Below are 25,106 nucleotides of genomic sequence, written 5' to 3' on the forward strand. Positions count from 1 at the left end.
GAGCCATAGAGGCGAAGATCATGTCACGCGAGATGAGGGCAAATTCCATCGTCGGAGGGATTACCATAGCGCTCCTCCTGATGGCCGTCGGTTATTATTTCACCGGCAGGTCGGATGATACGGCACAGGCTCCGGCACCTCCTGCGACGAGCGATAGGGCGCAGACGCCGGCTCCGGGAACAGACCCGACCAGCACCGGCTCCACGAACCGTTAGGGTCAATTAGCGAGGAACAATCGCCATGCCGGGCGGTTGTGAAATGAGTAACAGGGAGTTTTCCATGATACCCGATCCTCGCGAACCAAGTGAACGCCCGCCCATGCCGGCGCCCATCTGGAAGCCGGACCCACCGATAAACGAACCGGAACCGGATCGGCTGCCGGATGAGACGCCGTTGCCCAATCCCGACGAGAATCCCAATCCGCCAGTCTATATGCCGCCCGGCAATCTGGCATCCAGTTGAAGAGGTACCGGCGCGAAAGCGCCGGTAGATCGATCATGAACATCCATGGCCGTACACGTGCAGAGCACAGGCAAGCGCAGGACGAGAGCCGACAGAAACCCATGACGGGCGGTCTTGGGAAGTTGCTGAGTGCGGCAGCTCTCATCCTTCTCGGGCTCATTGTCGCAATGGAAATCTTCCGAGACGGCAACAACAATTTCATTGCACCCAACCCGCCTCAGCAAACGGTTATCGAGTAGCGCCGCCATCCGGCCACTCCATCCGGCTATGTGCGGGAATACAGCCTTGGAACAAGGACAAAATCCGCGCGTTCATCTGCCATTCCATGATGAGGTGGCCAGGTGGATGTAGCGACGCAATCGATCCCGACGCGGGATGCAGGATTCTCATTCGAACCCATCATCCGGCCCGGCCGGAATGTCTGGCGCAGAGCGAAGGCCGAAAAGCTCGCCTTCCTGATCGATGGCGACGACTATTTTCGCCGGCTCGATCAGGTATTGAGGCTGGCGGAACGTTCGATCTTCATCATCGGCTGGGATTTCGATCCGGACATCGTCCTTCGTCCGCGCGACCCCGACGGTGAAACGATCGGTGCTCTGCTGCGCAAGATGGTCGAGGAAAAGCCCTCGCTTGAAATCCGCATCCTGGTCTGGGGCATGGGGCCTGTCTATTCCGGCAAGAGCCTCAAGATGTTCGGCAAGATGGATTGGAAAGACCATCCGCGGATCTTCCTGCATTTCGATTTCGATCATCCGCTGCGCGCCAGCCACCATCAGAAAATCGTCGCGATCGACGACCGGACCGCCTTCCTCGGTGGCATCGACCTGACCGCCCGCCGCTGGGACGACCGCAGCCATGCGATTGACAACGCGCTGCGCCGGGCGCCGGACGGAACCGCCTACGGGCCCGTCCACGACATACAGACGATCGTGACCGGCGATACGGCAAGGCTGATCGGCGACGTCGCACGCCGTCGGTGGAAAAAGGCGACACGCCAGGTCCTTTCCCCCCTCGATATGCCGGGCAGAAATGCCTGGCCGGCAGACCTGGAGCCGGCGCTGACCGGCTGCAACACCGGCCTGGCGCTCACCGAGGCGTGGAAATGGAAGGGCCATCGCGGCCACCGCGAGGCGATACGGTTGACCCACGACGCGCTGAAGGCGGCCAGACGCCACCTCTATATCGAAACGCAGTACCTCGCCTCCTTCGGCGTGGCGCGAACCCTCGCCAAACGGTTGAGGAAGGCCGACGGCCCGGAGATCCTCGTGATCGTCACCCGGGAATCCCATGGCTTCCTAGAAAAGCTGATGATGGGCCATAACCGCAACCGGCTGATCCGTCGCCTCAAGCGCGCAGATCGTTATGGACGCCTGCGGGTTTTCTTTGCTGCGGTTTCCGACGGCAACGGCGGCGAGCAGGAGATCATTGTCCATTCCAAGCTGATCATCGTCGACGACCAGTTCGTGCGGGTCGGCTCTTCCAATCTCAACAACCGCTCCGAAGGGCTGGACACCGAGGCGGACCTTGCGATCGAAACCTCGGACCCGTCCGGCAGGCAGGCGATCGCCGCGCTCCGCAACGAGCTGATCGCCGAACATCTCGACGCCCAACCGGCGGAAGTTGCGCGGATCATCGCGGAAACCGGCTCCATTCTGGCGGCCGTCGACCGGCTGAACGTCAAGCCGCGCGGCCTGCGAAGCTACGACGTCGATACGGACAAAGGCGAAACGGAATCTCTGGTCGGCACGGGGATCATCGACCCGAAACAGCCCTTCTGGCCGATTCCGGAAATCAAGGCTGGGCTCAGGCGGCTTTTCGCACGCCTGTCACATCACCGTCTGCTCTAGGAACTTGCCGCCCCGATGACGATAATAAGCCTCGGTGACGAGAAATGTCGGCACCCCGACCGTGAGCGGCACGAAAAAATAGAGCACACGGAAGGCAATCAGAGCGCCGATCGACGCGGATGTCGGCAGGATCCCGAGCATGGTCGCCTCCAGCACGCCGAGCCCGCCCGGCACATGGCTGATCAGCGCGGCTATGTTGGCGGTGACATAGGCGCTGGCCACGGCCAGGTAACCGGCATCGGTAAAGCTTGCGAGAAGCTGCTGGATGGAAGCCGCGACACAGGCGAAATTCAGCGTGCCGACGACGATCTGGCCGAGCGCAAGCTGTATCGCCGGCGGTTCGAAACGCCAGCTGCGCACGACAAGAGGACGGCGCACGAAGGCGCAGATCAGCAGATAGGCGGCAGGGCCGGCCAGGCAGAGAAGCCCTGCCGCCAGCCGCGCCGGTCGGTCGAGGCCGAGCAGGTCCGCCGCGTCACCGGGCTGGAGCAGCAGCGCCAGCCCGGCCAGCGTTCCCAGACCAAGGCCGACGGTCACTCCGCAGAAGACGATGACCTTGGCGATATCCTCGCCGGTCAGACCCCAGCGCGTGTAGAACCGGTAGCGCACGGCACCGCTGCTGAGCGCGGAAAGCCCGACATTGTGACCGATCGACAGCGCCGTGAAGGATGCGAGCGAGGTCTGCCGCAAGAGAAGCGGCTTGCCCGCATACCGCACGGCAAGCGCATCGAAGCCGCCGAGGCAGAGATAGGAAAGGACGACGAAGAAAAACGCGGTCGCGAGCCGGAAAGCGGCGATCGACCGGACCGATTCCTCGATCTCGTCGACCGTGTAGCGGCCGAGACTGCGATAGACGAGGAAGGCCGCCAGGCAGATCGCAGCGCCGATCAGAAACTTGAGCAGATGGCGTCTGGCGATCATGGTCCCTCCCGTAAACGGCTGTATAACAATGGGAACGAAACCGGGACCGAGGTGTTCCCAGCTCCATGACTGATCAGACATCGCCAGCCAGAGCCGGCCCCTCCCCGGCCCAGCCTTTGAAGACAAGGCATCGCCTGAAAATCCTGAGCTATAATGTGCATAGCTGCATCGGTACCGATCGCCGGCTCGACCCCGCCAGGGTGGCCGAGGTTATCGCGGCCTTGGAACCGGATATCATCGGATTGCAGGAATTGGATGTCGGCCGCAGCCGCACCGGCGGGATAGACCAGGCGCACGCGATTGCGTCTCTTCTACAGATGGAATTCCATTTCCATGCTGCACTCAACGTCGCCGAAGAGCGTTACGGCGATGCGATCCTGACGGCCCTGCCGGCAAGAATGGTCAAGGGTGCCGGCCTGCCCTCACATGGGGAGCAGCGCGGCGCCGTCTGGGTGGAAATAGAGGTCGGCGAGCACAAGCTGCAGGTCTTCAATACCCATCTCGGCCTGCTGGGCGGCGACCGGATGCGCCAGATCGGCGAGATCCTCGGGCCGTCCTGGATGGGGGCACCGGATTGCCACGGCAAGCCGAAGATCCTGATCGGCGATTTCAACGCCACTCCCGTGACCGCGACCTACAAAGCCGTCGCCCGCCAGATGGCGGACGCACCGCTTCTGAGCGGGGGAAGGCCCAAAGCCACCTTCCCGTCGCGTCTGCCGCTCCTGAGGATCGACCACGTATTCGTCTCCAGCGAAGTCACGCCGATCGCGACGCAGGTCGTATCGACCCCGCTTTCCCGCCGGGCCTCCGATCATCTGCCGCTTCTGGTCACTGTCGAGCTCTGATCCTCAATGGGTCAGGGTGCGGCTGAGCCGGTGAGCCTCCTTCAAAAGGCGCACCACGTCCTGGTCGGTCGTCTCCCTGAAGTCGCCGTAATGCAGGCTGACCGCCTCCAGGCGGTCTGGAGCCGACAGGCAGACAATGTCGTCCACCTCATCCTGCAGGGATTCCAGTAATTGACGCGGCGCGACCGGCACCGCGATCCGGATCGATGCAACCCCCATGTCCTTCAACGCATGGATGCCGGCGCGGATCGAAACGCCATTGGCAATGCCGTCGTCGACGAGAATGATGTCGCGGCCCCTATGATCGTGCTCGCTCGGTTCATCCTCACCGAAATACATCCGGTGACGGCGCTCGATTTCGGCGAGCTGATGCTCACGTTCCGCCGCAAGATAGCCGGGCGGCACGTGGAAATGGCGAGCAGCCTCCTCGTTGACGACGATATGCGGCTCCCGACCATCGACGACGGCGCCGATCCCATATTCCGGATGACCGGGCGCGCCAATCTTGCGAACGATGAGGAGATCGAGCGGCAGCCCCAGACGTTGCGCCACCTCGAAGGCGACGGGAACGCCGCCGCGCGGCAGGGCCAGGATCACGGCATCAGGAAGCGGCGCCGCCTGCATTGCTTCCGCCAATTGCCTGCCGGCATCCTCGCGATCGATAAAGGTTGGGCTTAGACCGGACATGTCATCCTCCCAGGATGGTGCGATGGCGTCTGCCGTTGCACTTGGTTCGTAATGCCAGCCCGCAGCGGATCATATCACCGCCAGGACACCGGACAACCTTGGGGCATGGTTTAGGTTCCATTCGCTCCGGTCAACTGCCCCGTTTTCGAAACACGAGAATGCAGGCGATAGGGGAACAAAACTCATGATCATGGGTTCACCGCGGGTCGGACGCATGACCTCCACGCGGCCGACATTGTCATAAGTACCCTCCCCAACTTGGCGCTTCCCCTCACCGGGAAGCGCTTTTTCGTTCACTGTGGCGGTCCGACGCAGGACTGCGGCATCGGGGCGCGCGGCATTCACGCGTATTGATCTCTTGACGCCCCGCACCGATTGTCATCCGATGAGATGGGTGGGCCATTGGCCGCGCCAGAAAAGGGATACGCCATGTTCGAGACCTTCGACGCGACGCTGCTGGCGCGCATGCAGTTCGCCTTCACGGTCTCGTTCCACATCATTTTCCCCGCGTTTTCGATCGGGCTGGCGAGTTATCTCGCTGTGCTGGAAGGTCTTTGGCTGTGGACGAAAAAGGTCGTTTATCTGGAGCTGTTCGACTTCTGGAAGACGATTTTTGCCCTCGCCTTCGGCATGGGCGTCGTCTCCGGCATCGTCATGTCCTACCAGTTCGGCACCAACTGGAGCGTGTTCTCCGACAAGGTCGGCCCGATCATCGGCCCGCTGATGGGTTACGAAGTGCTGTCAGCCTTCTTTCTGGAGGCCGGTTTCCTCGGCATCATGCTGTTCGGCCGCAACCGCGTCGGCCCCGGCCTGCATTTCTTCGCGACGCTGATGGTCGCGGTCGGCACGCTGATTTCGGCCACCTGGATCCTTTCCGCCAACTCCTGGATGCAGACGCCGCAGGGTTTTGCGATGAACGACAAGGGCCAGTTCATCCCGGCCGACTGGTGGGCGGTCATCTTCAACCCGTCCTTCCCCTACCGCCTCGTCCACATGGTGCTCGCCGCCTATCTGACCACCGCCCTTGTGGTCGGCGCGGTCGGCGGCCTGCACCTTCTGCGCCGCACCGCCCCCTTGCGGGCCAGCACGATGTTCTCGATGGCCATGTGGATGCTGACATTGGTCGCCCCGATCCAGATCTTTGCCGGCGACCAGCACGGCCTCAACACGCTGGAGCACCAGCCGGTCAAGGTCATGGCGATGGAAGGCCACTACCAGAGCCATCCGGACGGCGCGCCGCTGATCCTCTTCGGCCTGCCGAACCAGGCCGAACAACGGATCGACTACGCAATCGAGATCCCGAAGCTTTCGAGCCTCATCCTGAAACACAGCCTCGATGCGCCGCTCAAGGGCCTCGACACGGTGCCGCGCGAATTGCAGCCGCCGGTACCAATCGTGTTCTGGTCCTTCCGCATCATGGTCGGCCTCGGCTTCGCCATGCTGGGCCTCGGCCTCTGGAGCCTTTACTGTCGATGGAGAGGCCGCCTCTACACCTCCGAATGGCTGCACCGGGCCGCGATGGTCATGGGGCCAGCCGGCTTCGTCGCCGTGCTCGCCGGGTGGGTGACAACCGAGGTCGGCCGCCAGCCCTATACGGTCTACGGCCACCTGCTGACCGCCAATTCCGTCTCGCCGATCGCGGCGGCGGCTGTGGGCTCCTCGCTGGTCGCCTTCATCATCGTCTATTTCCTCGTCTTCGGCGCGGGCACCTTTTATATCCTGCGGCTGATGTCCCGCCTGCCGCGCGATCCGAGCGGCGATCTCGGCGAAGGCCCGATCCGAACCGCCGGCATCACGCCGGCCCCGCATACCGCAACGCTCCCTGCAGGAGGCCGTCATGGTCATTGACCTTCCCTTCATCTGGGCGGCCATCATCGCCTTTGCGGTGCTTGCCTATGTCATTCTCGACGGATTCGACCTCGGCGTCGGCATTCTCTTCCCGCTGTTTCCGGAAAAACGCCATCGCGACGTGATGATGAACAGCGTCGCCCCGGTCTGGGACGGCAACGAGACCTGGCTGGTACTCGGCGGCGGCGGGCTGATGGCGGTCTTTCCGCTCGCCTACGCGACGATCCTGCCGGCACTCTACGCACCTATCATCGCCATGCTGCTCGGGCTGATCTTTCGCGGCGTCGCCTTCGAATATCGTTGGCGCACCGGCCGGGCGCAATATCTCTGGAACTGGGCCTTTGCCGGCGGCTCGTTCATGGCGGCGTTGGCTCAAGGGATCGCGCTCGGGGCGTTGGTACAGGGCATTCCGGTTGCAAACCGCGCCTATTCCGGTGGTTGGTGGGACTGGCTGACTCCCTTTTCGATCGCCACCGGCCTTGCGGTCGTCATCGGCTACGCACTGCTCGGCTCGACCTGGCTGGTGATGAAAACGACGGGCGACCTTCGCGACAAGGCCCGCGGCCTCTCCTACATCGCCGCCCTCGCGACGCTCGCCGCCATGGCGATCTTCAGCCTCTGGACGCCCTTTCTCGAGCCGCTCTATCTGAACCGCTGGTTCTCCTGGCCGACCGCGATCTTCAGCGTCATCGTGCCCCTGCTGGTCCTCGGCTGTTTCTGGCTTCTGCTCACGGGCCTGAAAAACAACCGCGATAGCCGCCCGTTCCTTGCAGCGCTCGGCCTTTTCATACTCGGTTACGCAGGCATCGGCATCAGCTTCTACCCCTATATCGTGCCGACATCCGTGACGATCTGGGATGCGGCGGCGCCGGACGAAAGCCTCGGCTTCCTGCTGGTCGGCGCGCTGATCCTGGTGCCGTTGATCCTTGCCTATACGAGCTATGCCTACTGGGTCTTCCGCGGCAAGGTCGATCCGGAAGAGGGTTATCACTGATGGCAGGTGGCGAAACTTTCAGGCGGCTCGCCTGGTTCGTCGGACTCTGGGTGGCCGGAGTGGTAACGGTCGGCATTGTCGGCCTGATCATCAAATTCTGGCTCGGCGCCTAGCGCCGGGTCAGCGCCACCACATAACGCGCCGGTTCCTTGCCTGGGTTGAAGAAGACGCAATCGGCAGGCGGGCCGAGCAGAAGGCAATCGCCTTCTGTGAGATGATGCATCACCGTCCCCTCCTGAAAATCGAGCCGGCCTGACAGAACCCAGATCTGCTGGTGCTGGAAAGCGAAGGCGGATGCCGGATAGGGCACGCGCACGCCGGAAGGCAGCGAAACGTCCAGAAGCTCCAACGGGGAATTGGCCGGGGAGACGGCGCGTCGGGTATAACCTGTCTCCGGATCGGTCCAGACCGGCTGTTCCGCCTGCAGCGCGACGCGCTCCTGCGCCCGCTCGGCAAGCGCCAACAACACCGAAAGCGGCAGGCCGAAAGCGCCCGAAAGCCGGCCGAGCACGGTCGCCGTCGGGCTCGCCTCGCTGCGCTCGATCTTGCTGATCATCGCCTTGGACACGCCCGAGCGTTCGGCAAGCTCGGCGAGCGACCAGCCCCGCGCCTCCCGCTCGATCTTCAGCCGCGTGGCGATCGCCTGGACCGGGTCGTTCTCCATCTGCTGCAAGCGGCTTGCCTTTCAATGATCGTCTTCTATAGTGGACAGAGACATCCTATAAGAGACACGCCTTGTCGGCAATGAGGAATTCAAAGGGAAGATCGTGACGCGCGAAATTCGTTTCAACGCCTTCGACATGAACTGCGTCGGCCACATCCAGCAGGGGCTTTGGGCACATCCGCGGGACCAGTCGCACCGTTATGCCCAGCTCCGATACTGGACGGATTATGCGAAGAGGCTGGAGGCCGGCCTGTTCGACGGCATATTCCTCGCCGACGTGCTCGGCGTCAACGACGTCTTCGGCGGCAGCAACGCGGCGGCTTTGAGAGGCGCAGTACAGGTGCCGGTCAACGATCCGCTGCTGCTGGTACCGGCCATGGCTGCCGTCACCGAACATCTCTCATTTGGCGTTACCGCCAACCTGACCCACGAACCGCCGTTCGTCTTCGCCCGCCGAATGTCGACGCTCGATCACCTGACGGGCGGCCGGATCGGCTGGAACATCGTCACGGGTTATCTCGACAGCGCCGCCAAGGCGATCGGCCTCGACGGCATGGCCGCCCATGACGACCGCTACGACCTCGCCGACGAATACATGGAGATCATGTACCGGCTCTGGGAAGGAAGCTGGGAGGACGACGCCGTGGTCTTCGACCGGGCGAACCACGTCTATGCCGACCCGGCCAAGGTCCACAAGGTCCACCACCGCGGCAAGCAATATGGCATCGAGGCGATCCATCTCTGCGAACCCTCGCCGCAGCGCACGCCGGTCCTCTATCAGGCCGGATCCTCGACCCGTGGCCGGCAGTTCGCCGCGACCCATGCCGAGTGCGTCTTCGTCAACGGCCAGAAGATCGAAGGCGTAAAGGGTATCGTCGACGATATCAGGGCTCGCGCCGTCGAATACGGCCGCAACGCCGAGGACGTCAAAGTGTTCGTCGGCGCCACGATCGTCACCGCCCGCACCGAAAAGGAAGCGCGCGAAAAGTTCGAGGACTATCGCGCCTATGCGAGCTCCGAAGGTGCGCTGGTGCATGCGGCCGGCTCGCTCGGCATCGACTTTGCAAAATACGATCTCGACGAACCGATCGAGACCGGCAAGAGCTCGGCGATCGTCTCGAACGTCGAGGCGATGAACCGCACCGCCGGGCCGCAATGGACCAAGCGCAAGCTGCTCGAACAGATGGTGCTCGGCAGCCGCCAGGCGCCGATGGTGGGTTCCGCAGAACAGATCGCCGACAATCTCGTCGCCTGGATGGACCAGGCCGGCGTCGATGGTTTCAACCTGTCGCGTACCGTCGTTCCGGAATGTTTTGACGATATCATCGAACTGGTGATCCCGATCCTGCAGGAACGCGGCCTCTACAAGACCGCCTATCGCGAAGGCCCCTTCCGTGAAAAACTGTTCGGAACGCCGCGGCTGTCGGAACGGCATATCGCCGCCAGATATCGCAGCATGGGATAAACTGATGAGTGCCGCGACGACCTTGGAAACGCCGGCCGAAGGCCGCTGGTCGATGCTGGCTTTGCTGTGCCTTGCCGTCGTGCTCTCCTTCTCCTGCTGGTTTTCGGCAAACGCCATTGCGCCGGAGCTCAAGCGCGCCTGGTCGTTGTCCGAAAATGCCGCCACTTGGCTCACCAACGGCGTGCAGATCGGCTTCGTGATCGGCGCGCTGGCAGCAAGCCTCTTCAACCTCCCGGACCTCATCCGCATGAACCGGCTGATGGCGGCCTCCGCCCTGCTTGCTGCGCTCTCCAATGCCGCCTTGGCTCTGGAACCCGGCCCGGCCGGCGCCATCTTCTGCCGCATGGTCACCGGTTTTGCACTCGCCGGCGTCTATCCGCCGGCGCTGAAACTCGTCTCCACCTGGTTCATCTCCGGCCGCGGCCTGGCGCTGGCCGGCGTCATCGGCGCGATCACCGCCGGCTCGTCGCTGCCACATCTCTTCCGCGGCATGTCGTCGGCGGTCGACTGGCACAATGTCGTGCTGCTTTCGAGCGGTGCGACGCTGGTCGGCGCCGTTGTTCTCCTCCTCTTCACCCGTGAAGGCCCCTATCCATTCGGCAAGGCTCTTTTCGATCCCCGCCAGATCGGCCGGGTGCTGAAGGATCGCAACCTGCTCCTCGTCAACGGTGGTTATCTCGGCCATATGTGGGAACTCTATGCCATGTGGGCCTGGCTGCTTGCCTACCTGACCGCAGCACTCGACAAGGGTGGCACCGGCATCAGCAGCGAAGCCTCGCTGCTCACCTTCATCGCGGTTGCGTCGGGCGTCTTCGGCTGTTTCGCCGGTGGCGTGCTCTCGGACCGTTTCGGCCGCACCGCCACCACAGCCGGCCTGATGATCGTCTCCGGCGCCTGTGCGCTGACCATCGGCTTCGTTTTCGACGGCCCCTTCTGGTTGCTGGCGCTGGTGGTGATCGTCTGGGGGATTTCGATCATCGGGGATTCGGCGCAATTCTCCGCCGCCGTCACCGAACTTGCCGACCGCAATTACATCGGCACAGCGTTATCGCTGCAGATGGGCATGGGTTTCGCGCTGACGATCTTCATGATCTGGCTGATGCCGCATCTAGCCGCGCTGCTTGGCGGCTGGCGGTGGACGTTCGTTTTGCTGGCGGTCGGGCCGATCTTTGGAGCCGCCTCCATGCTGATCCTGCGCGGCAGGCCGGAAGCCGTCCGGCTCGCCGGCGGTAGGCGCTGATCGGGCGACGAGGCGCGGCGACGGAATTTGCTTGCGCGAATTATTCGGGCGTATAATAAGCCGTGATGCCGTGCGAGAACGGCCTGCCCGTTCCTCAGGAGATGACCCGTGAACCGCCGCACCTACCATAGGGCAAGCGAGGCCGAGCGGCGCGAGGACCTGATTGCCGCGACGCTCGATTGCATTGCCGAATTCGGCATCCAGGGCGCGACGGTCCGCCAGATCGCCATGCGCGCCGGCGTCACCGGCGGGTTGATCCGGCACTATTTCAGCAGCAAGGACCAGATGCTGCAGGCAGCCTACCGCAAGGTGATGGCCGGCATGACCGAGGCGGCGGTTGCTGCCGCGATCGAAGGCGAGACGGCCCGCTCGCGCCTGCGCCGCTTCATCGTCGCCAATGTGACGCCGCCGGTCACCGACCCGCGCACGCTGTCGCTCTGGGCCGCATTCATCAGCCATATCCAGATCGACCAGAGTTTCGCCGCCATCCACCGCGAAAACTATCTCTCTTTCCTTGAAGCTCTGGAGACGCTGCTGTCCGCCTTCTTCGTCGAGGAGAAGCGAGCACTGAGCCCCGCCCAATGCCGCACCTATGCGATCGGGGTCAACGCGCTCGTCGACGGCCTCTGGCTGGAGGGAACACTTGCGGCCGATACGTTTGCGGAACACGAACTCGCAGAAAATGCCCTGATCTCCGTGGAAGCGCTGCTGCGCCTGCAGCCCGGCGAGCTTTCGGCCGAACAACGATAGGAAAAGGAACCACCGATGCGTTATGCCTCGATCACCGACCGCCTCGCCCATCTCGGCTCCGGCCGCTGGGCACTCCACCTGACCGCCCGCCGCATGCAGGCATCAGGCGAGGACATCATCGAACTCACCATCGGCGAGCCGGACGTCAAGCCGGACAAGGCTCTGCTCGACGAGGCGGCGCGCGCCATGTATGCCGGCCGCACCCGTTATTCCAACGGCCGCGGCGAGCCGCCGGTGCTAAAGGCGCTTGTCGAGAAATATTCGAAGCGCCGGCCAGGTGTCACAGAGCGCAATTTCCTCTGTTTCCCCGGCACCCAGACCGCTCTCTACGGCGTCATGACCGGCCTCGTCGAAGCCGGCGACGGCGTACTCGTCGGCGATCCGCTCTATGCGACCTATGAAGGCGTCATCGCCTCCACCGGCGCGCATATGATCCCCGTGCCGCTGCGTCCGGAAAAGAAATTCCACCTGCAGGCCGAGGACCTCGAACGGGCGATCACGCCGGAGGCCCGCGTACTGCTCCTCAACACGCCGCACAACCCGACCGGCGCGGTGTTGACCGCCGCCGAGATCGCCGCGATCGGCGAGGTCTGCCGCAAGCATGACCTCTGGATCGTTTCGGACGAGGTCTATGAGCAGTTGATCTTCGAAGGCACGCCCTTCGCCTCGCCCTTCGACATTCCGGCACTGGCCGAACGTACCATCGCGGTCTCGTCGATCTCGAAATCTCACGCCGCCCCCGGCTTCCGTAGCGGCTGGGCCGCCGGCCCGGAAGAGTTCTGTGAAAGACTGCTGCCGGTGTCCGAGACCATGCTGTTCGGCGTGCAGCCCTTCATCTCCGACATGACCGCCATGGCGCTGTCGCAGCATTTCGACACCGCCGACGTGATGCGGGAAAACTATCGCCGCCGTGCCAGGATCGTCGAGAAGGCCTTTGCAGGCAGCAACCTCGTCAAGCCGATGCCGCCGGAAGGGGGCATGTTTGTCCTGCTCGACGTGACCGCCACCGGCCTCAACGGCGAGGAATTCGCCTGGGAACTGCTGCGCGAGGAGAAGGTCGCCGTCATGCCCGGCACCTCCTTCGGCGACCAGGCCGCAGGTTTCCTGCGCATCTCGCTGACGGTCCCGGACGATGTGGTTGCAACCGCCATGGAACGTATCGCCGACCTCGCCGGCCGCATCGCATCCACTGCGAGAGACCGCGCGACGACGCCGATGGCGTGAGCGGAGTTCACGATTGAAATCCACGAACGAGACGGGCTATGCTCGCTTCCGGTTGATTTCAAAACTGCCCATCGGAGGAGCGCAACATGCCCCATGTTATCGTCAAAATGATCGAGGGCCGCTCTGAAGAGCAGAAGCAGGCGCTGACGGCCGAGGTGACGAAGGCGGTCATGACCGCCCTCGGCTCTGCCGAGAGTTCCGTGTCGGTCGCAATCCAGGACTTTCCGAGGGACGCCTGGACGGACAAGGTCTACGTGCCGGATATCCAGGGGCAGCCGGAGCTTGTCTACAAAAAGCCCGGTTATGATCCCTTCAAGTGATCGGCTGATTCTGGAAAATTGGCAGCCTCCTCCGCCGGAGGCTCCCAGCCGAAGACGCTGCGGCCGCCCCATTCGTGCGACTGGCGGAATTCGCCGGCGACGATCTCCTTGAGGTCCGGGCCTGTCACATACCGTTCCATCTGCCGGGCCTGGTCGTCGAGCCGCTTCAGCGCCTGCAACTCCTCTTCGCGGCCGAGCCGGGCCTTGCCGACCGCAGACTTCATCACCTTGATCGTTTCGTCATAGACTTTCAGCGGCACCGGAAACGGATGCCGGTCCTTGCCGCCATGGGCGAGCGAGAAGCGCGCCGGATCGGAAAAACGGCAGGGCGCGCCATGCACCACCTCGGCGACCATGGCGAGCGCCTTGACCGTCCGCGCGCCGACGCCCGGCATCAGCAGCAGGTTCTCGAAATGTTCAGGCCCGCGATCGGCCGCCGCCGCCAGCGTCCCATGCAGCCGCCTCATGTTGACGTCCTCCTCGCGGACATCGTGATGGGCCGGCATGATCAGATGCGGCAGCATCGGCTGCGCCAGTTCCTTCGTTTTTCGAGCCGGCTCGATGGCGATCGCCTCGCGGACGATCCGGTCCGGCCCGAGCGTCGCGAGCAGGTCGAGCTGGCCCTTTCGGGAAGCTTCGGCACGGTGGTCGGCGAGGTTGACGATCTCCCCCTGCCCACGGCCCTCGATCGCCGCATGCGGGGAATCGACGAAGCTCTTCAAGCCCTCCGAAATCCAGTGGTAGCGCCGCGCCTGGCGCTTGTCGCCGTTCATGCCCTGCTGCACCACGACCCACTTGCCGTCGTCGGTGACGATGAAGCCATGCAGGTAAAGATCGAACCCGTCCTGCACCGCGGCGCTATCCACCTTGGCGACCAGCCGGCTGGTCGTCGCAAGGCCGCTGCCGTCGATGCCGACGCGGTTGCCGACGGCGATCAATTCGTCCGGCGTCTTGCGGGAGCTCTGGCCACGGCCGCCGCAGACATGGATGCCGAGTTCGCCGGCCATCGGCGTCAGCCCGCGCTTCAGCGCGCCGAGAACGCTGGTGGTGATGCCGGAAGAATGCCAGTCCATGCCCATGACGCAGCCGAAGGACTGGAACCAGAAGGGATGCGCCAGCCGCCGCAGCAGTTCGTCGCGGCCGTATTCGATGACGATCGCCTGGGTGATGACGGCGCCGAGCTTGGTCATGCGCTCGCCGAGCCACCGGGGAACCCGGCCGCCGTGAAGCGGGAGATCGGCACTGCCTGCTTGTTGAACCATGCTCCGCTTATATACGGACGCTCAGGCTCACGATAGGGAAAAGTTCTGCAAACGTTCTCGCAACAGCCCGATCGTCGGCACGTCCGCATTGGCGAACGCGAAGCGCAGATAATTCTGTTGGCTCTCGCCGAAATAGGCGCCCGGAATGCAGATCACGCCCGCCTGCCTGGCCAGCTTCTCCGCCACTTCCGCGGAACTCCTGCCCGGAAAGGGATGCCGCACGAAGGCGAAATAGGCGCCGATTGCATCGAGCTTCCAGTCGTTGACGGAGCGCATCACCGCCTTCAGCGCATCCGCACGGCGGCCGATCTCCTGGCGGTTCTCCTCCCGCCAGTCGGCGAGAAGCGGCAGAGCCTTGGCGACGGCAGCCTGGGCCGCTCTCGGCGCGCAGATCTGCAGGTTGTCCATGATCTTGGCGATCTGTTCGACCGCAACCGGACCGGCGGTGATCGCCCCAAGCCGGTGGCCGGGAATGCAGAAGGATTTAGAAAAGCTGTAGAGGCTGATCAGCGTGTCTTCCCAGCCGTCGAGGCTGAACAGGGTATGCGGCGCCTGGCCTGCGACGGCTAAAAAGTCGCGATAGGTCTCGTCGAGGATCAGCCAGATGCCTTTGTTCCGGCAGAGCCTGAAGATCGCTTCGAGCAATGACGGCGGATAGATCGCCCCGGTCGGATTGTTGGGCGACACCAGCGCCAGTGCCCGCACCTCGCCGGTGATCGCGGCTTCAAGTCCTAAGAGATCCGGCAGGAAACCGTTGGCGGCTTCGCATGCGACAAAGGCGGTCTTGACGCCCATCATCGCCAGCGTCGTTTCGTGGTTGAAATAGAAGGGCTCGGTCATCAGCACCGTATTGCCGGGGCCGGCCACCGTCATCGCAGCGCAGACGAAGGCCTGGTTGCAGCCTGACGTAATGTGGATGTTCCTGAGCCCGATGCCCGCGCCATACACTTCCGAGACATGCGCCGCATAGGCGGTCCGCAGTTCCGCCTCGCCCTCGATCGGGCCGTATCCGGTAAAGGCTTTTGAGGAGCCGGTCTCGCCGAGCAGCTTCAGCATGTCCGGATGGGCCGGATAACCGGGTACGGCCTGAGAGAGGTCGATCAGCGGACCTTTGGACCCGTCATAGGCACGGCCCCAGGCGGCGACGGAGGGAACGGGCGGAGGGCTGAGTTTTTCGATAAGAGGATTGAACGCAGGCATGATCTTCCGAGAACAGGATTTTCCGAACAGGCAATTGATTGCCTTTCTTGTTTATCAGATTATCGCACGACGCAAGGAGAACCGGATATGGCCGACGAGATTGAGCCCGAGGATTCGAAGCTCACCATCACCAAACGGAAATGGGCGGAACAAGGCAAATTCCTGACCGGCCGGATCACCAGGCCGGAAACCGACCGCCTGCCGCCAGGCCAGCATCTGGTCAAGAACTGGCCGGTGCTCGATCTCGGCCAGCAGCCGCAGGTCTCGACCGAGCGCTGGAAACTCGACGTGCGCGGCCTCGTCAACAACCGGAAAACCCTGGACTGGGCCGCCTTCCAGGCTTTGCCGCAGACAGAGATGCGCTCCGACATCCATTGCGTGACCACCTGGTCCCGTTACGACAACAACTGGAAAGGCGTTTCGACGCACGATTTCCTCGATCTCGTCGATCCACAGGAAGAGGCCGTCGCCGTCATGCTGACCAGCTATGACGGCTATACCACCAACCTGCTTCTCTCGGATTTCGCCTCGCCGGACGCGATCATCGTCACGGAGTGGGAAGGCAAGCCGCTCACCGAGGAACATGGCGGGCCGGTGCGGCTCGTGGTACCGCACCTCTATTTCTGGAAGAGCGCCAAATGGCTCAACCGGATCGAGTTCCTCGACCGGGACCAGGCCGGCTTCTGGGAAAAGAACGGCTACCACCTGCGTGGCGATCCCTGGTCCGAGGAGCGCTATTCGGACGACTGAGCGTCAGCCGAAGTTGACGAGGTTCAGTCCCGGCAGCGGGCCGCCCGGGAACTGCGCCAGCTTGGCCCCGACAGCAAGCGGGCCGAGATCGACGCCGAAGAAGCCGAGCTTCTCCGTCAAGGCGGCGACGTCCGTCTTTGCCGCCGCGTCGTCGCCCGAATAGAACAGCACCCGCTTGCCGCCCTCGGAAGCGGGGTCGGCCTCGACGAGCTTTGCAAACAGATGATTGAACGCCTTCACCACCCGGGCGCCCGGCACGAGGTCGGCCACGATCTCGCTGGAAAGACGGCCGTTGAGTTCGGCCGGTTTGTAGAGCGGCGCCTCGATCGGATTGTTGGCGTCGATGACGATCCGCCCGTTCCAGTCCGGCAGGCCGGCAAGGGCCGCCGGCAGCTTCGTCCATGGAACCGCGATCAGCACCATGTCCGCACTTGCGGCCTCTTCGATCGTGCCGGCGGAAATCCAGGGCGACAGCTCAGCCGTCAGTGCTTCGAGCGAGGCCGGGCCGCGGCTATTGGCGATGGTGGCACGCACGCCGCTGCGGGCAAGAGCGCGGGCGAAGGCTGCACCGATATTGCCGGCGCCGATGATACCGATGGTCATGATTGCGATACTCCGTATGTTTCGATGACAGGAATATCGCTTCTGGATTGGCGCTTGATTAGCCGGTAATAATGCCAATCATCTTCAAGCAATCGTTGAGAATTACCTGCCGTGGAAAGTCTCGCCAATCTCGAATCCTTCATGCGCAGCGCCGAACTCGGCGGTTTCTCGCCTGCGGCCAGGCGGTTGGCGCTGACGCCCGCGGCCGTCAGCCGCAATGTCGCGATGCTTGAGAGGAACCTCGGCACCCGCCTCTTCCAGCGCAGCACGCGGAGGCTGACGCTGACGGAAGCGGGCGAACGTTTTCTGTCGGAGATCCGCGACCACGTCGAGGCGCTGCAGACCGCGATCGCCGAGGTCTCTTCGGACGGAGTGGAACCGGCCGGCGTACTCAAGGTCAGCATGAGCCCGCATTTCGGAACGGACTATATTCTGCCGCTGCTGCCGGAGTTCATGGCGTGCTACCCGCTGATCCGCCCGGACTGGGCGTTCGAAAACCGGCAGGTCGATCTGATCGCCGAGGGATATGACGCAGCGATCGGCGGCGGGTTTGAGTTGACGCCCGGCGCTGTCGCCCGGGTGCTGGCGCCGGCCCATATCGTTCTGGTCGCTTCACCGGCCTACATGAAGGATAGATCCATGCCGGCCCATCCGGCGGATCTTGCGAACCTCGACGGCATCCATATGCGTTCCTCCAATACCGGACGTATCCGCCAATGGGTGATGCGAAATGCCGGCGGCGACGAAGTGCCGGTGGCACTGAGGGAAAAGATGGTGTTCAACGACCCAGCCGCCCTTGCCCACGCCGCGGACCTCGGCCTCGGCGTCGCGATGATCGCGATGCCCGATGCCTTATCGTATCTGGAGAGCAGTACGCTCGTCCGCCTGCTGCCCGACTGGTATGCGGATATCGGGCCGATATCGATCTACTACGCCAGCAAGACCCTGCTGCCGGCAAAGACCCGCGTCTTTGTCGATTTCGTGGTCGAGCATTTCCGGAAGGAACGTCTGGCCGAACGTTTTGCCGGCAGCCTCGGGGCATCGAACATGCCGAAGAGAAGATAGGCGCGCCCGGCCGGAACCGGGTGCGCCAGATCGATCAGATCAACTTTTCGAGCGTGATCGGCAGGTCGCGGACGCGTTTGCCGGTTGCGTGGAAGACCGCGTTGGCGATCGCCGGCGCGACGCCGACGATGCCGACTTCACCGACGCCCTTGCCACCCAGCGCCGAGGCGCCGTAGTCGGGAATGCCGACGGAGATCACCTCGATATGCGGCACGTCCGCGTTGGTGGGCACGAGGTAGTCGCCCATGTTGTTGTTGACGGTGCGGCCGTTGCGCTGGTCGACGAGACCTTCCTCGAGCAGCGCCTGGCCGATGCCCATGATAATGCCGCCCCGCCACTGGCTTTCGACCAGCCGCGGATTGTAGAGCCGGCCGCAATCGAAGGCCGAGACGATCCGGGACACCCGCACCGTTCCAAAATCCTCGTCCACCCGTACTTCGGCGAAATGGGCGCACCAGCTGTGCATGGAATATTCGCCCATGGTCGGCCCCTGAACCTTTGCCATCGTCGTCCAGGCCTGACGTTGCTCCTGGGCGGTAGCACCTTCCGGCAGCGTATTCCTCAGGATCTCGATCTCGTCGCGACCGAGTGCCGCCATCAGTTCCGAAAGCGTGAGCGACGGGCCTTGATCCCGGGGAACGGCAATGCGGCCGCCGCTGAACGTCAGCGTATTGGCCCCGGTATCGCGCAGCGGCGATTTCTCGTCGTTGAGTGCCAGTCCGATCAGTTCGTCGCGGGCCGCCGTCGCCGCCTTGTGCACGGCGCCGAGGATGGAGCCCGCCAGCATCGAGCCGCCGGCAATCGCCGAACCCGGCAACCGGGAATCGCCGAGATGGACCTCGACCTGGTCGACGGGAATGCCGAACACTTCGGCAGCCGTCTGGGCAAGGATCGTATAGGTCCCCTGCCCCATGTCGATCGCACCGCTGACCACCTCGACACGGCCGTTGCCGAGGATGCGGATCATCGCCTCGCTCGGCGCCTGGAGGACCGGGAACGTGCCGCAGCCGATGCCCCAGCCGATCAGGGTCTTACCATCACGCATCGAACGTGGTTCATGGCTGCGCCTTGACCAGCCGAAGGCTTCGGCGCCTTCGGTCAGCGCTTCGCGCAGCCGGCGGGTCGACCAGGGTTTCCCCGACTGGTAGTCGTGGTCGGCATAGTTCTTCAGCCGCAGTTCGAGCGGGTCCATGCCGAGCTTGTAGGCGAGTTCCTCCATCGCACTTTCGATGCCGAAGGCGCTGGGGTTCTTTCCCGGGCCGCGCAACGCACCCGGTGTGACGGTATTGACCGGCACGACCCGATGCTGCGACGAGAAATTCTCTATCCTGTAGAGGATCGGCGTCGCAGCACCCGTCTGCTCCGGCCAGTCCGCATAGGTCGAGGTCTCGCTGGCGCCGCGATGAACGATCGCCTGAAGGATGCCGTCTTCCGTCGCACCGATCTTGATCCTCTGGCGCGTCGCGGCGCGACCGCCATAGTTGGTGAAATTCTGCGGTCGCGTCAGCGCAAGCTTGACCGGCCGGCCGAGCTTCCTTGCCGCGAAAGCGGCCACCGCGCCATGGGCGAGAGCCGCCCCCTTCGACCCGAACCCGCCGCCGATGAACGGCGAGATCAGGCGGACGTTTTCGTAAGGAATGCCGAACCATTCGGAATAGCTGCGCGCCATGCCGTGAGACCACTGGCTCGGTTCCCAGACCGTGATCCGGTCGTCATCCCACTTCACGGTCAGCCCATGGGGCTCCATGGCGACATGATATTCGCGCGGCGTCGAATATTCGCCCTCGATCTGAACCGGTGCGGCCGCAAGCGCTGCCTCGGCATCTCCCCAACCGGAGGTCAGATTGTCCATCACCTTGCCTTCGCCGGCCGCCGCATCGTCGAAGCTTGCGACATGCGGTGCCTTCTCATAGGTGATGCAGATCAGCCTTGCCGCCTCGACCGCCTGTTCGCGGCTTTCCGCGATGACGGCGGCGATCGACTGGCCGTTGTACTGCACCTGCCGCGGCAGCGGATAATACGGCTGGTTCTCCGGGCGATTGCCACCCCAGTCGGAGGCGACCAGGAGACCCATGTCGTCATCCGGCGTCAGCACCATCAGCACCCCCGGGGCAGCAAGCGCCTTTTTCGCATCGACCGAAATGACGCGACCGGCCGGAATGGTGCTCTGCACGAGGATGGCATAGGCAAGGCCTTCGACCGGATATTCCAACGCATAGGTCGCGCCACCGGTCACCTTCAGATTGCCTTCGAAGCGCGTCTGGCGGCCGCCGACGGTCCCGTCGGAGGCGTCGCCGTGTTTGCGGGGTTCCATGATGGTCATGCGAGACCTCCAACTTTCAGGATGGCGCGGGCGACGACGCGCGGCGCAAGTTCGATCTTGTAATGATTGGCGCCATGCGAAACGGCACCTTCCATGGCGAGCCGGCTCGCCGCCTCGACGGTTTCCGCGCTGAGCACCTTGCCGACCAGGGCCCGTTCGACGCTGCGAGCCCGCCACGGCTTGGTGGCGACGCCGCCGAGAGCGACGCGGATATCACGCACCGTCTTGCCGTCCGCCTCGAATTCCAGCCCGACCGCAGCGCTGGCTGCGGCAAATTCATAGGACTGTCGGTCGCGGACCTTCAGATAGGTCGAGTTCCTCGCCGCCGCCGAGGCCGGCACGGTGATCGCGGTGATCATCTCGCCGCGCTGCAACGCGGTTTCCCGCTCCGGCGTATTGCCCGGTGTCAGGAAAAAGTCGTCGACCGACACCGTCCGGCCTCCGAGATCGACCACGGCATCAAAGGCAACCAGTGCCACAGCCAGATCGCCGGGGTAGCTGGCGATGCAGGTATCGCTCGTGCCGAGAACGGCATGGTTGCGGGTAACGCCGCCGAGCGCCGAACAGCCGGAACCGGGATTGCGCTTGTGGCAGGCCGGAAACACGTCCGGCTCGCGGAAATACGAACAGCGCGTCCGCTGCAGCAGGTTGCCGCCGATCGTCGCCATGTTGCGGAGCTGGGCGGATGCCGCCAGCGACAGCGATTCCGAAACCGCCGGGAAAGCGGCGCGGATGCCTGCGTGATCGGCAACCTCCCCCATCTTGGCAAGCGCACCGATCGTGGCGCCGCCAGCATCGACGATGACTTCGCCGAGGCCCGAGAGGTGGGTGATGTCGATGACCGTTTCCGGTTCCATCACGCCGCATTTTGCAAGATCGAGCAGCGTCGTGCCGCCGGCAAGCAGCACTGAACCGGCCCGGAGCGTCGCCTGGCGGGCTTCGTCGGCCGAGGAGGCGCGGAGATAGGAAAAGTCTCTCATCACGCCATCTCCGCCGCTTCGCGCACTGCCGCGACGATGCTGTTATAGGCTCCGCACCGACAGAGATTGCCGGACATGTATTCGCGGATTTCCTCATCGGATCCCGCATGGCCCTCGCGGATGCAGGCAACTGCGGACATGATCTGGCCCGGCGTGCAATAGCCGCACTGGAATGCGTCATGCTCGACGAAGGCTGCCTGGACCGGGTGCAGCTCGCCGTTTTCGGCGGCGATCCCCTCGATCGTGGTGATCTGCCGGCCTTCGACCTGGGCTGCGAGCGTCAGACAGGAAAGCACGCGGCTGCCGTCGACATGACAGGTGCAGGCGCCGCACTGGCCCTGGTCGCAACCCTTCTTGGTGCCGGTCAGCGCCAGATGTTCGCGCAGGGCATCGAGCAGGGTGACGCGCGGTTCGACATCGAGGTCGTACCGGCCCCCGTTGATATCGAGCGAAAGATGGATGGTTCGTGTCATGGATCAAGCTCCTGCCATCGTCACGAGAATGAGAACTTTAAAGCCTGGGACGGACTGGCCAACTGGCTGTGATGCCCTAGATGATGCCAGGCCAAGAGAAGCACCGGCACATTTCGGCATGACATCCGTCCCCCTCTGGACTAAGAAGTGGAAGGCACTCCACATAACCGGAGGCGCCTCCGTTTAAACTAGTGGCTTACGGATTTTCGTCAAGCCCTCATTTGCCTGGAGCAGCATTTTGGCCTCGGCCGAGCCGAAGACAGCATCGCCAGCACCGGCCAGGCTTCGCGCCGATGCCCGCCGCAACCGCGACAGGCTAGTCGAAGTCGCGGCCGCAGCCTTTGCGGAAAAGGGCGTCGAGACTTCGCTGGAAGATATAGCACGGCAGGCAGGCGTCGGCATCGGCACGCTTTACCGCCATTTTCCCAGCCGTGAGCATCTCGTCGAGGTGGTCTATCGCCGCGAACTCGAAGGCCTGGCGAGCGCCGCCACCGAGCTTGCCAGGCTACATTCGCCGGACATGGCGCTCGAGGAATGGATGCGGCGCTTCGTCGGCTATATTGCCACCAAGCGGGGCATGGCCAACAGCCTGCGCATTCTCATGACATCCAACTCCTCCCTTTTTTCCGAGGGCTCGGGCCTCATCCGCGGCGCGCTGGAAAGTCTTTTGAAGACTGCAGGCGATGGAGGATATGTCCGCCGAGACATCGAAACGACCGATCTCCTGCACGCGCTGTCGAGCATCTATTCCATCCCGGAATCGCCCGAATGGCGTGAGCGGTCGCATCGCCTGATCGGCCTGCTGATGGACGGCCTGCGGACCCGGAGATAACGCCTCTTCCGTGCATCGGATCTGCGCCCGACCTGCTTGTCACAGGGCTAGATTTCGCATCTCGTTTGAACGGAAAATCAAGCAATCTCAGATTGACAGGTAGCCTGTTACTCAGAAAATCAGATTCCAATATTATTGTTATAAAATAAGCGGATAGCACAGACGAAATTTCGAATTTTTTGCGCCGAAAATCGTCAAAAGTCATTATATACTATCAAAATTCAATCTGTCGTTAAAGAGTTTGACCCTAAGCTCCCGGCTACCGCGCGACCGCCATCCGGTGTAGCGCAGGAGCCGGTATGAGACCGGTTCTCTTCCCACACCGCCAGATATCAGATCTGCGCGTGAAAACGCGTCGCCTCTTTCGAGGCTTCACCAATCCGGAGCCGAACCTCATGTCCCGTCTCTCCATTCGCAGCTCGCTCATCGCCGTCTTCGGCGCGATCGCGACGCTTGTCGCCGTTCTCGCCTGGGCAGCCATTTCCTCGCTCTCCAATGTCGCTGGAAATCTCACCACGATTTCACAAAACTCGATGCCGAGCGTCCAGGCCTCGAAGAATATAGAGACGGCCATTCTCGGAATGACGGTCGCCTATATGGGGCATCTGACGACCACGTCGGATTTCGGCATGGACGCTGCGGAAAAGCTGATCGCCCAGCAGTCCGACGCGCTCAAGGCTGCTCTCCAAACCTACAGGCCGCTGATCTCCAGCGATCAGGAAAAGCAGATCATCGACCAGATCCAGACGGGCATCGACAAATACGTCCTCAACGGGCAGAAGATGCTGGACTTCTCCCGCAAGGCCTCCGACGCCCGCGCCCGCGTCGAGATGGAAAAGATGCGCGTCACAATCCAGCCGGTCATGGAAGCCGTTACCAAGCTGGTCAAGTCGAACACGGACGAGGCGGCCCTCGAAACCGCCAAGGCGGAGACGACCTATTCAACCGCGCTCACCACGATGGAAAGCATCCTTGGCGTCGTCTTCCTGCTGATCGTTGGTGCCGCGGTCTACGTGCTGTCCGGTATCGCCCGACCCATCCAGCGCATCACGGCGTCGATGAGCGGCCTTGCCGCAGGCGACACCGCGACCGAAATCCCCTTTGCAGGACGCAATGACGAAGTCGGGGCAATGGCCGGTGCCGTGGAGGTCTTCCGTCAGGCCGCGATCTCCAACAGGCGGCTTCAGGAACAGGCCGAAGAAGCCCGTGCCCAAGCCGAAGCCGACCGTATCCACCTGCAGGAAGAGGCGGAAGCCTCCGCTCAGGCCCGCCTCCAGCAAGCGACCTCCGGCCTTGCCGCCGGCCTGCGCCGCCTCGCCTCCGGCGACCTCGCCTTCCAGCTCAACGAGCCCTTCGCTCCGGATTTCGAAGCGCTGCGCGAAGACCTGAACTCGGCCGTGTCCCGTCTCGGCGAAGCCCTTTCGGAAGTCGCCGGATCGGCTCAGTCGATCGACAGCGGTTCGCGTGAAGTCAGCCAGAGCGCCGACGACCTGTCCAAGCGCACCGAACAGCAGGCCGCCTCGCTCGAGGAGACCGCCGCCGCCCTCGACGAAATCACCGCCAACGTCTCGAACTCCTCCAAGCGCGCCGACGAGGCAAAGACGATCGCCCTGCAGGCAAATTCCAGCGCCGCCCAGTCGGGCGCCGTCGTCGCCAACGCCGTCGATGCCATGCAGCGCATCGAACAATCGTCCAGCCAGATCTCCAACATCATCGGCGTGATCGACGAGATCGCCTTCCAGACCAACCTTCTCGCGCTGAATGCCGGCGTCGAAGCGGCCCGCGCCGGTGAAGCCGGCAAGGGTTTTGCAGTCGTCGCACAGGAAGTTCGCGAACTCGCCCAGCGTTCGGCGAATGCGGCCAAGGAGATCAAGGATCTCATCCGCAAGTCGGGCTCCGAAGTCCAGAACGGCGTAAAGCTGGTGCGCGAAACCGGCGAAGCGCTGAAGACGATCGAGAGCCACGTCGTCACCATCAACGAGCATATCAATGCGATCGCCACCGCCGCCCGCGAACAGTCGGTCGGCCTCGCAGAGGTCAACTCGGCCGTCAACCAGATGGACCAGGTGACCCAGCAGAACGCCGCGATGGTCGAGGAAACCAACGCCGCCGGCGCCAACCTCGCATCGGAAAGCACCAAGCTGCGTGATCTCCTCACCCGCTTCCAGCTCTCCGAAGGCGGCCGGCGTTCCGGCATGCAGCGGCCGGCCTACGGCTCCGGCCCGGCGCCCGCCGGCCGCAACGCCGTCCCACAGGAATCGCCGGCACGCCGCCTTGCACAGCGCGTCAGCAAGTCCTTCGGGGGTGCAGCGGCTGCAGCAACCGCCGAATCCCAGTGGACCGAATTCTGA

The 25,106-nt window shown here is 63.4% G+C and carries 24 protein-coding genes; 15 read left to right on the top strand and 9 right to left on the bottom strand.

Features of this window, described 5'->3' with window-relative positions:
* Positions 1-20: 20 nt before the first annotated feature.
* From LZK81_RS17775 to LZK81_RS17785, 3 genes are all read left to right on the top strand, one after another.
* Positions 21-215, top strand: a complete 195-nt coding sequence (locus LZK81_RS17775; RefSeq protein WP_233954095.1) for a hypothetical protein — start codon at positions 21-23, stop codon at positions 213-215.
* Between the two features lie 64 nt (positions 216-279).
* Positions 280-462, top strand: coding sequence for a hypothetical protein (locus tag LZK81_RS17780; protein WP_046604364.1), 183 nt, complete (start codon positions 280-282; stop codon positions 460-462).
* A gap of 341 nt (positions 463-803) precedes the next feature.
* Entirely contained in the window at positions 804-2,309 is a 1,506-nt protein-coding gene (locus LZK81_RS17785; protein ID WP_233954096.1) for a phospholipase D-like domain-containing protein, read from the top strand.
* Here LZK81_RS17785 and LZK81_RS17790 read toward each other — a convergent pair.
* Positions 2,289-3,230, bottom strand: coding sequence for a UPF0104 family protein (locus LZK81_RS17790; protein WP_046608289.1), 942 nt, complete (start codon positions 3,228-3,230; stop codon positions 2,289-2,291). The two genes, LZK81_RS17785 and LZK81_RS17790, sit on opposite strands and share 21 nt — an antisense overlap.
* A gap of 65 nt (positions 3,231-3,295) precedes the next feature.
* On the opposite strand from LZK81_RS17790, the gene LZK81_RS17795 reads away from it, so the two are divergent.
* Positions 3,296-4,075: an endonuclease/exonuclease/phosphatase family protein gene (locus LZK81_RS17795; protein ID WP_233954097.1), complete on the top strand. Its 780-nt coding sequence runs from the start codon at positions 3,296-3,298 to the stop codon at positions 4,073-4,075.
* 3 nt (positions 4,076-4,078) lie between these two features.
* On the opposite strand, the gene LZK81_RS17800 is transcribed toward LZK81_RS17795, so the two are convergent.
* Positions 4,079-4,762, bottom strand: coding sequence for a phosphoribosyltransferase (locus tag LZK81_RS17800; RefSeq protein ID WP_046604359.1), 684 nt, complete (start codon positions 4,760-4,762; stop codon positions 4,079-4,081).
* Between the two features lie 429 nt (positions 4,763-5,191).
* On the opposite strand from LZK81_RS17800, the gene LZK81_RS17805 reads away from it, so the two are divergent.
* Both LZK81_RS17805 and cydB read left to right on the top strand, forming a co-directional pair.
* Positions 5,192-6,610, top strand: coding sequence for a cytochrome ubiquinol oxidase subunit I (locus LZK81_RS17805; protein ID WP_233954098.1), 1,419 nt, complete (start codon positions 5,192-5,194; stop codon positions 6,608-6,610).
* Positions 6,600-7,604, top strand: a complete 1,005-nt coding sequence (gene cydB, locus LZK81_RS17810) for a cytochrome d ubiquinol oxidase subunit II (RefSeq protein ID WP_233954099.1) — start codon at positions 6,600-6,602, stop codon at positions 7,602-7,604. The genes LZK81_RS17805 and cydB overlap by 11 nt, the downstream gene beginning before the upstream one ends.
* 109 nt (positions 7,605-7,713) lie before the next feature.
* Here cydB and LZK81_RS17815 read toward each other — a convergent pair whose 3' ends face one another.
* Positions 7,714-8,277: a helix-turn-helix domain-containing protein gene (locus LZK81_RS17815; protein WP_370649316.1), complete on the bottom strand. Its 564-nt coding sequence runs from the start codon at positions 8,275-8,277 to the stop codon at positions 7,714-7,716.
* Positions 8,278-8,371: 94 nt separating this feature from the next.
* On the opposite strand from LZK81_RS17815, the gene LZK81_RS17820 reads away from it, so the two are divergent.
* From LZK81_RS17820 to LZK81_RS17840, 5 genes are all read left to right on the top strand, one after another.
* Complete coding sequence (locus tag LZK81_RS17820) at positions 8,372-9,733, top strand: LLM class flavin-dependent oxidoreductase (RefSeq protein ID WP_233954100.1); 1,362 nt, start codon at positions 8,372-8,374, stop codon at positions 9,731-9,733.
* A 4-nt stretch (positions 9,734-9,737) separates the two neighbouring features.
* Positions 9,738-10,973, top strand: coding sequence for an MFS transporter (locus LZK81_RS17825; protein WP_233954101.1), 1,236 nt, complete (start codon positions 9,738-9,740; stop codon positions 10,971-10,973).
* Between the two features lie 108 nt (positions 10,974-11,081).
* On the top strand, positions 11,082-11,723 hold the full coding sequence (locus LZK81_RS17830) for a TetR family transcriptional regulator C-terminal domain-containing protein (RefSeq protein WP_038545783.1): 642 nt from the start codon (positions 11,082-11,084) through the stop codon (positions 11,721-11,723).
* Between the two features lie 15 nt (positions 11,724-11,738).
* A complete protein-coding gene (locus tag LZK81_RS17835) occupies positions 11,739-12,947 on the top strand; it encodes a pyridoxal phosphate-dependent aminotransferase (protein WP_233954102.1) in 1,209 nt (402 codons plus the stop codon).
* Positions 12,948-13,033: 86 nt separating this feature from the next.
* Positions 13,034-13,267, top strand: coding sequence for a tautomerase family protein (locus LZK81_RS17840; RefSeq protein ID WP_038590168.1), 234 nt, complete (start codon positions 13,034-13,036; stop codon positions 13,265-13,267).
* Here the strand turns inward: LZK81_RS17840 and LZK81_RS17845 are convergent.
* Positions 13,249-14,529 (bottom strand): DUF763 domain-containing protein, encoded by a 1,281-nt coding sequence (locus LZK81_RS17845; protein ID WP_233954103.1) that lies wholly within the window; start codon positions 14,527-14,529, stop codon positions 13,249-13,251. The genes LZK81_RS17840 and LZK81_RS17845 overlap by 19 nt on opposite strands.
* A 27-nt stretch (positions 14,530-14,556) precedes the next feature.
* Positions 14,557-15,729 carry an aminotransferase gene (locus tag LZK81_RS17850; RefSeq protein WP_233954104.1) on the bottom strand — a complete coding sequence of 391 codons (1,173 nt, stop codon included), beginning with the start codon at positions 15,727-15,729 and terminating at the stop codon, positions 14,557-14,559.
* An 87-nt stretch (positions 15,730-15,816) separates the two neighbouring features.
* On the opposite strand from LZK81_RS17850, the gene LZK81_RS17855 reads away from it, so the two are divergent.
* Entirely contained in the window at positions 15,817-16,479 is a 663-nt protein-coding gene (locus tag LZK81_RS17855; protein ID WP_046604348.1) for a sulfite oxidase-like oxidoreductase, read from the top strand.
* A 3-nt stretch (positions 16,480-16,482) separates the two neighbouring features.
* On the opposite strand, the gene LZK81_RS17860 is transcribed toward LZK81_RS17855, so the two are convergent.
* A complete protein-coding gene (locus tag LZK81_RS17860; RefSeq protein WP_233954105.1) occupies positions 16,483-17,082 on the bottom strand; it encodes an NADPH-dependent F420 reductase in 600 nt (199 codons plus the stop codon).
* Positions 17,083-17,193: 111 nt separating this feature from the next.
* On the opposite strand from LZK81_RS17860, the gene LZK81_RS17865 reads away from it, so the two are divergent.
* A complete protein-coding gene (locus tag LZK81_RS17865) occupies positions 17,194-18,147 on the top strand; it encodes a LysR family transcriptional regulator (RefSeq protein ID WP_233954106.1) in 954 nt (317 codons plus the stop codon).
* Between the two features lie 34 nt (positions 18,148-18,181).
* On the opposite strand, the gene LZK81_RS17870 is transcribed toward LZK81_RS17865, so the two are convergent.
* Genes LZK81_RS17870 through LZK81_RS17880 form a run of 3 tightly spaced genes read right to left on the bottom strand, consistent with a single transcriptional unit; the run spans position 18,182 to position 21,923 of the window.
* Positions 18,182-20,470, bottom strand: coding sequence for a xanthine dehydrogenase family protein molybdopterin-binding subunit (locus LZK81_RS17870; protein WP_233954107.1), 2,289 nt, complete (start codon positions 20,468-20,470; stop codon positions 18,182-18,184).
* The gene (locus LZK81_RS17875; RefSeq protein ID WP_233954108.1) at positions 20,467-21,450 is read right to left on the bottom strand and encodes an FAD binding domain-containing protein; all 984 of its coding nucleotides are present in this window, start codon (positions 21,448-21,450) and stop codon (positions 20,467-20,469) included. Before LZK81_RS17875 ends, LZK81_RS17870 begins: the two co-directional genes overlap by 4 nt.
* Positions 21,450-21,923, bottom strand: a complete 474-nt coding sequence (locus tag LZK81_RS17880; protein WP_046608269.1) for a (2Fe-2S)-binding protein — start codon at positions 21,921-21,923, stop codon at positions 21,450-21,452. The genes LZK81_RS17875 and LZK81_RS17880 overlap by 1 nt, the downstream gene beginning before the upstream one ends.
* A 238-nt stretch (positions 21,924-22,161) precedes the next feature.
* On the opposite strand from LZK81_RS17880, the gene LZK81_RS17885 reads away from it, so the two are divergent.
* A complete protein-coding gene (locus LZK81_RS17885) occupies positions 22,162-22,755 on the top strand; it encodes a TetR/AcrR family transcriptional regulator (RefSeq protein WP_046604342.1) in 594 nt (197 codons plus the stop codon).
* Positions 22,756-23,150: 395 nt separating this feature from the next.
* The gene (locus tag LZK81_RS17890) at positions 23,151-25,106 is read left to right on the top strand and encodes a methyl-accepting chemotaxis protein (protein WP_233956610.1); all 1,956 of its coding nucleotides are present in this window, start codon (positions 23,151-23,153) and stop codon (positions 25,104-25,106) included.

This window comes from Neorhizobium galegae (genome assembly GCF_021391675.1).
Lineage (GTDB): Bacteria > Pseudomonadota > Alphaproteobacteria > Rhizobiales > Rhizobiaceae > Neorhizobium > Neorhizobium galegae_B.

Excerpts from the sequence above, each read along its gene's own strand:
- LZK81_RS17860 (WP_233954105.1), bottom strand. The coding sequence starts at position 17,082 with ATGACCATCGGTATCATCGGCGCCGGCAATATCGGTGCAGCCTTCGCC.
- LZK81_RS17775 (WP_233954095.1), top strand. The coding sequence starts at position 21 with ATGTCACGCGAGATGAGGGCAAATTCCATCGTCGGAGGGATTACCATA.
- LZK81_RS17795 (WP_233954097.1), top strand. The coding sequence starts at position 3,296 with ATGACTGATCAGACATCGCCAGCCAGAGCCGGCCCCTCCCCGGCCCAG.
- LZK81_RS17825 (WP_233954101.1), top strand. The coding sequence starts at position 9,738 with ATGAGTGCCGCGACGACCTTGGAAACGCCGGCCGAAGGCCGCTGGTCG.
- LZK81_RS17875 (WP_233954108.1), bottom strand. The coding sequence starts at position 21,450 with ATGAGAGACTTTTCCTATCTCCGCGCCTCCTCGGCCGACGAAGCCCGC.
- LZK81_RS17845 (WP_233954103.1), bottom strand. The coding sequence starts at position 14,529 with ATGGTTCAACAAGCAGGCAGTGCCGATCTCCCGCTTCACGGCGGCCGG.
- LZK81_RS17870 (WP_233954107.1), bottom strand. The coding sequence starts at position 20,470 with ATGACCATCATGGAACCCCGCAAACACGGCGACGCCTCCGACGGGACC.
- LZK81_RS17835 (WP_233954102.1), top strand. The coding sequence starts at position 11,739 with ATGCGTTATGCCTCGATCACCGACCGCCTCGCCCATCTCGGCTCCGGC.
- LZK81_RS17805 (WP_233954098.1), top strand. The coding sequence starts at position 5,192 with ATGTTCGAGACCTTCGACGCGACGCTGCTGGCGCGCATGCAGTTCGCC.
- LZK81_RS17890 (WP_233956610.1), top strand. The coding sequence starts at position 23,151 with ATGTCCCGTCTCTCCATTCGCAGCTCGCTCATCGCCGTCTTCGGCGCG.
- LZK81_RS17855 (WP_046604348.1), top strand. The coding sequence starts at position 15,817 with ATGGCCGACGAGATTGAGCCCGAGGATTCGAAGCTCACCATCACCAAA.
- LZK81_RS17790 (WP_046608289.1), bottom strand. The coding sequence starts at position 3,230 with ATGATCGCCAGACGCCATCTGCTCAAGTTTCTGATCGGCGCTGCGATC.
- LZK81_RS17780 (WP_046604364.1), top strand. The coding sequence starts at position 280 with ATGATACCCGATCCTCGCGAACCAAGTGAACGCCCGCCCATGCCGGCG.
- LZK81_RS17880 (WP_046608269.1), bottom strand. The coding sequence starts at position 21,923 with ATGACACGAACCATCCATCTTTCGCTCGATATCAACGGGGGCCGGTAC.
- LZK81_RS17800 (WP_046604359.1), bottom strand. The coding sequence starts at position 4,762 with ATGTCCGGTCTAAGCCCAACCTTTATCGATCGCGAGGATGCCGGCAGG.
- LZK81_RS17850 (WP_233954104.1), bottom strand. The coding sequence starts at position 15,729 with ATGCCTGCGTTCAATCCTCTTATCGAAAAACTCAGCCCTCCGCCCGTT.
- LZK81_RS17840 (WP_038590168.1), top strand. The coding sequence starts at position 13,034 with ATGCCCCATGTTATCGTCAAAATGATCGAGGGCCGCTCTGAAGAGCAG.
- cydB (WP_233954099.1), top strand. The coding sequence starts at position 6,600 with ATGGTCATTGACCTTCCCTTCATCTGGGCGGCCATCATCGCCTTTGCG.